Origin of the sequence: Protofrankia sp. Cr1 (assembly GCF_963555865.1) — a bacterium.
Lineage (GTDB): Bacteria > Actinomycetota > Actinomycetes > Frankiales > Frankiaceae > Protofrankia.
Map to the genome: position 1 here is coordinate 879 of NZ_CAUVXO010000004.1, position 5707 is coordinate 6585.

The 5707-nt window shown below is 71.4% G+C and carries 5 protein-coding genes; 4 read left to right on the forward strand and 1 reads right to left on the reverse strand.

Annotated elements, in window-relative coordinates; genetic code table 11:
* Positions 1–1445, reverse strand: a 1445-nt coding sequence (locus U9980_RS01120) for an FAD-binding oxidoreductase (protein ID WP_322766294.1), incomplete at its 3' end; no start/stop codon positions are given.
* Between the two features lie 133 nt (positions 1446–1578).
* On the opposite strand from U9980_RS01120, the gene U9980_RS01125 reads away from it, so the two are divergent.
* The 4 genes from U9980_RS01125 to U9980_RS01140 form a co-directional block, all read left to right on the forward strand.
* Complete coding sequence (locus U9980_RS01125) at positions 1579–2841, forward strand: glycosyltransferase family 4 protein (RefSeq protein WP_416210106.1); 1263 nt, start codon at positions 1579–1581, stop codon at positions 2839–2841.
* Positions 2838–4040, forward strand: coding sequence for a glycosyltransferase (locus U9980_RS01130; protein WP_322766296.1), 1203 nt, complete (start codon positions 2838–2840; stop codon positions 4038–4040). The genes U9980_RS01125 and U9980_RS01130 overlap by 4 nt, the downstream gene beginning before the upstream one ends.
* Positions 3988–4920: an SGNH/GDSL hydrolase family protein gene (locus U9980_RS01135; RefSeq protein WP_322766297.1), complete on the forward strand. Its 933-nt coding sequence runs from the start codon at positions 3988–3990 to the stop codon at positions 4918–4920. The genes U9980_RS01130 and U9980_RS01135 overlap by 53 nt, the downstream gene beginning before the upstream one ends.
* A 62-nt stretch (positions 4921–4982) precedes the next feature.
* On the forward strand, positions 4983–5707 hold a 725-nt coding region (locus U9980_RS01140), incomplete at its 3' end, for a hypothetical protein (protein WP_322766298.1).

Consider the following 5707-nt stretch of genomic DNA (forward strand, 5'->3'; position numbering starts at 1 on the left):
CCGGCGGGGTCCAGGGCATGCTTCACCGCGGTCATCACGGCGAGTTCGTCAGGTGATCGGGACAGGCCTATCCAGGGCATTTTGGCGCGTCCCACGCCGTGTTCGGCGCCGATGCTGCCGCCGTCGGCCGCGGCCCGGGTGAGGATCGCCCCGGCGAGCGTTTCCCGGCTGCGGCTGTCGTCGCGGTCGGGTCCGGTGATGTTGACGTGCAGGTTCGCTTCGGCCAGGTGACCCCACAGGTGCAGCCGGGCGGACGGTGCCACCGCCGGTACCAGCGCGCGCAGGTCCTCGACGAAGGTGGTGATCCGGGTGAGGGGGACGGCGACATCGAGCTTGACCGGGACCCCGAGGGCGTTCACGGCCGCGGCGTGGCCGTCGCGGTAAGCCCACAGCCGACGACGGTCCGTGGCTGTCGTGGCGACGGCGATGTGCAGTACACCCGCGGCGGTCTCGATCGCGGCGGCGAGCTCGTCGGCCGGATCGGTGCGCCCCACACATTCCACCAACAGGTAGGCAGTGTTGTGTCCCGAGGAGGTCCGGCCGGGAAACGGTGCCGGCAGACCCTGGTGGTCGCAGACCAGCGTGATGCCGCCGTCGAACATCAGCTCGACGGCGTCCAGGGATCCGACCGTGGCCCGAAGCTGGGCGACGAGATTGACGGCGGCGGTGAGGTCCGCCATGGCGATCAGCGCGGCCGTCCGCGCGCGGGGCAGCCCGACCAGGCGCAGCTGCACCCTGGTGATGACTCCCAGGGTGCCTTCGCTGCCGACGAACAGCGCCGGCAGGTCGTAGCCGACGTTGTCCTTGGGTAGACCCGACAGCCGCCGTACCAGCCGGCCGTCGGCGAGGACGGCCTCCAACCCCGCTATCTGGCTGCGGGTCATGCCGTGTCGTAGTACCCGCTCGCCGCCGGCGTTGGTCGCGGCGATCCCACCCAGGGTTGCCGAGTCGCGGGCGGCGAGGTCGATACCGATGGTGTAGCCGGCTGTGCGTAGGTGGGTCCGGACATCGGCGAGGGTTGCGCCCGCCGCGGCGGTGACCAGGCCCGCGGCCGTGTCGACCGGGTCGATCGCGGTGAGTCGGCGCAGGCTGAGCACGACCGCGCCGGTGGCGGCTCCGGCCGGTACCGACCCGCCGACCAGGCCGGTGTTGCCGCCCTGCGGTACGACGGGCCGGCCGTGGGCGGCGCAGACCCGCAGGACGGCGGCGACCTCACCGGTCGACGCGGGGCGGGCCACAGCGGCGGCGCGGCCGGTGAAGGCACCGGTCCAGTCGGTTTCGTAACCGGCGGTGAGATCGCGGTCGACCAGGACGTGGTCGGCGCCGAGCGCCGCCACGAGATCCGCGATCAGCTGGTCCTTGCCGCGCTGGTCTTTGCCGCGCTGGTCTTTGCCGCGCCGGCCCTTGCCGGGGTCGTCCTCGCCTTGCCGGACTGTTCCACGCACGGTTTTCGGCCTCCGCGGATATTTGCCTACTCACGCTATGCCGCGATCAGTAACATCAAGTTGTGCCACAATGTTCACGTCGCGGACGAGCGGACGTCCGCGAGCGATCCCCGTAGATTGGGAGCCTAGTGTCGTGCGCGTAGCAGTGATCACAGAGTCGTTCCTGCCGCACGTGGACGGGGTGACGAACTCGGTCTGCCGTGTGCTCGAACATCTGCAAGATCGCGGGCACGAAGCGCTCGTCATCGCCCCCGCAGCGGGAACTCAGGTACCAGCCGCCGACCCCGACGTCTACGCCGGGGCACGGGTACTGCGTGCACCCTCTGTTCCAATGCCAGGATATCCGACCTTCCGGGTCGCCACTCCGTGGCCCCGGCTGGTCGGCGTTCTGGCGGAATTCCGACCCGATGTCGTGCACCTGGCCGCACCGGCGGGGCTGGGCGCGCAGTCCGCCTTCGCAGCCTGGCGGCTGGGGCTGCCGAGCGTCGCCGTCTACCAGACCGACTTCGCCGGCTTCGCCGCTCGTTACGGGCTGGGCCAGGCCGAACGCACCATCTGGCGATGGGTGGCGACCGTCCACCGGCTGGCCGGGCGGACGCTCGCGCCGTCGTGGCCGGCCGTCGACATGCTGCTGAGCCAGGGCGTCCACCGGATCGCCCGGTGGGCACGTGGGGTCGACCTGGAGCGGTTCAACCCGTGCCATCGGGACGCCGCCCTGCGCCACCGGCTCGCCCCTGATGGTGAGCTACTGATCGGATACGTCGGCCGGCTCGCCCGGGAGAAGCGGGTGCATCTGCTCAGCGCGGTGCAGGATTTCCCCGGGGTCCGGCTGGTCATCGTTGGTGACGGGCCGATGCGGCCGACTCTGGAACGTCAGCTGCACCGGGCGACCTTTCTCGGTTTCCAGTCCGGCCGGGACTTGTCCTCGATCGTGGCGAGTCTCGACATGTTCGTCCACACCGGTTCCCATGAGACGTTCTGCCAGGCCGCGCAGGAGGCCAAGGCCAGTGGCGTCCCGGTGGTCGCTCCGGCCGCCGGCGGCCTGCTCGACGTGGTCGACGACGGCCACACAGGCCTGCACTTCACACCGGACTCCCCGTCGGCGTTGGCCAATCGGGTCGCCACCCTCATCGCCGACGGTGAGCGGCGGGTGGCAATGGGCGCCGCCGCCCGGCGTTCGGTCGCCGGCTGCGGCTGGAGCGCGATCGGGGACGAGCTCATCGGCCACTATCACGACGTCCGCGGTTTCGGGGTGGCGCAGACGCGGGTCGGCGCTCTGCGTTCGCGGACCGTCCTCGCTCGTCGGGCACAGCTCCACCGCGCCGCTGTCGACCGCTATGTGCGAGACAGTGGGCGGGACGGCGCTTACCATAACGATGACGGGAGTATCCGGTGAAAATCGTTCAGGCCGCCAACTTCGTCGCGCCGCGGTCCGGTGGTATCCGCACGACAATGCGTCATCTCGCCGCCGGCTATACGGCGGCCGGTCATGAGGTCATCCAGGTCCTACCCGGGGAATGCGACAGCGTCCGCTACACCCCCGAGGCCAGGGTGGTGACCATGCGGGCACCGCTGGTGCCCGGTACGGACTACCGGGTCCTGACCGACCCGTGGCGGGTCATCCGCCATCTCGACGCAGCCGCACCCGACCGCATCGAGGTGCACGACCGGGCGTCGCTGCGGCCCCTGGGCCGCTGGGCCAGCCGTGCCGGTGTCCGATCCCTCGTCGTCAGCCACGAACGCCTCGACCGGCTGCTGAACCTGTGGACGCCCCGGTCGCTGCGCGGGGTGCTGCCGGTCCGCTCCGCGGCGGACCGGTCCAATGCCGCGCTCGCGCGAACCTTCGACACGGTGGTCGCCACCACCGCGTGGGCCGGGAGCGAGTTCGTCCGCATCGGCGCAACGAATCTGTGCCAGGTCCCTCTGGGTGTCGATCTCGAGCGTTTCCGCCCCGACCGTTACGACAGCGCGCTGCGCCGGGCGTTCGCCCGCGACAGCGAGGTTCTCCTGGTGAACGTCGGCCGGCTGTCGCCGGAAAAGCGGGGGGACACGGCTGTGGACGCGCTGGCGGAGCTCGTCCGCCGCGGGGTGCCCAGCCGGCTGGTGATCGCTGGTGACGGTCCGAGCCGGGGGCGCCTCACCCGGCGCGCGAGCGGTCTTCCGGTCATCTTCCTCGGCTATGTCGCCGATCGTGATCGTCTGGCCACCCTGCTTGCCTCTGCGGACGCCATACTTGCACCAGGGCCGGTGGAGACGTTCGGTCTGGCTGCGCTGGAGGCCATGGCGAGCGGTACCCCGGTGGTCGTCCATCACAGCAGCGCTCTGGCGGAGCTCGTCACGCCGGGAAGCGGGATCGTCGCGGCGGGCAGCGGCTGGACCTTCGCGGACGGCGTCGAAGAATTAGTCGCACTCGACGGGCCCACCCGTCGGCGAGTGGCCCGGGCCCGCGCTGAGCGGTTCCCGTGGAGCGTCACCATCGACGGTTTCCTCGCCGCCCACGGCCTGTCCTCGATGTCCGGTCATGACGCGTTCGGCGGTGCCGATGACCATCGCGGTGCCGGTGACCATCGCGGTGGCGCGACCCGAGCGGCCTGACGTCACGGTGAACGGGATCTGCTTCGTCGCGCTCGGTGACAGCATCACGGCCGGGCTCGGTGACGGTGTCAGCATGGGCCGGTACCGCAGGGCACATGCTGACCGGGCCCTCGCCGGCCGGGGCTGGGCCGCCGCCCTGGCCGCATCCCTGGCCCCGGCCGACCAGGTGCGGTTCGCGAACCTCGCGACCACCGGTGCGACCACCAAGGACGTCCGTGACTCCCAGATCCCCGTCGCCCGCACGCTGCGTCCGCAGATCGTGAGCATGATTGCGGGAATGAACGACATAATGTCCCCGGGATTCGATCCGCTGCGCCTGCGGCACAACCTCGTGTGGGGCGTCCGGGACCTGCGGGCCGACGGCATCTGGGTACTGATGGCACGGTTGCACGACCCGGGACGTCTGCTGCGGCTACCCGGCCCGGCCCGGCGTCTGCTCACAACCCGGGTCGGGCAGCTCAACGCGGCCGTTGACGCCGCGGCCGCGGCAGATCCCGGTGTGCTGGTGGTCGACCTGGCGCGTCATCCCGATATCTATCAGCTGTCGACCTTCGACGTGGACCGGGTCCATCCGGGACCTCGCGGCCACCAGCTCATCGCCCGCGCCTTCGCCGAGGCTCTGTGCAAAGCCGGTATTCCGTTGCTGGCGCTGCCGAAGATGGGACCGCCGACCGCGGCGCCCACCCGGCTTGCGCACGCCCGTTGGATGGCGCAGGTGGGCGTGCCGTGGCTGCTGGCCCGTCCGGCCGCGCCCATCCGCCGGCGTGCCGAGCGCATCCGTGCCGAGCGGATCCGGGCCGAGCGCAGGCAGTCGTCGCCGGCGCCCGGCTGGAGCATTTCGGCCACGACCGGCTCGTTGCCAACTGTCGACCGCATGTGACGCCCAGTAATCTAGGCCCGGATCGTCGCAGGACAGGGCCATCATTCCTTAACGTAGGCATCGTGATTTGCGGCCAAGCTGCCTCGCCTCGCTCGGGGGCACTCACCGGATGGGGTAATGCGTGGCTCGCTGGGCTCGTCAGCACCGACGAGGCGATCGCCCAGATCCGGGAGGGCTCCGGTGGGCCTGACGCCCCGCACACTGTTGACGGCCAGGGACTTGCGTTGGGGCTCGGCTGGTTGCGGACCGTCGGTACCCGGCGCCTGCGGCTCGTTCTGCCGGTGCCCGGCGATGTCAGCGGTCTGCCGGGGCCGGCGGCCACCAACCGGGAAGCCCTCGCCGCCGGCGAGGCGATCGTCGTGCTCGGCCCCACTCCGCCGCTGGTCCTGGTGCCCTCGGTGACCGCGCACGGTCCGGCGGTCGAGGGCGGTCTGGAGTCGGTGCACTGGCACTCGGCGACCGGCGCCCACCTGCCACCGCCGCCCTCGCCGCTGCGCGCCGCGGAGCACGAGCTCAACGAGGCCATCCGGACCGCAACCGCCGCGCTGCTCAACCTCGACCGGGCGAAGGCCGGCCCCGAGGTGCTCTCGGTGCTCCGTGAACGCCACACCGACGAACCGGTTCCGCTGCTCGCACCCGGCTACCCACCGTCCGCCCACGCGCTGCTCGCGCAGGCCGTGCGGATCGCGAGCCTGATCGACCTCGCGGCACGCGACGACGGCGCGGCGGTCACCGCCGAGGAGATCGACCGGCGGTCGACCACGCTGCGCGCGTTGTCCGCCGCGGT

Bases quoted from the DNA above. Each gene is read 5' to 3' on its own strand.
- U9980_RS01135 (WP_322766297.1), top strand. From the start codon at position 3,988: ATGACCATCGCGGTGCCGGTGACCATCGCGGTGGCGCGACCCGAGCGG.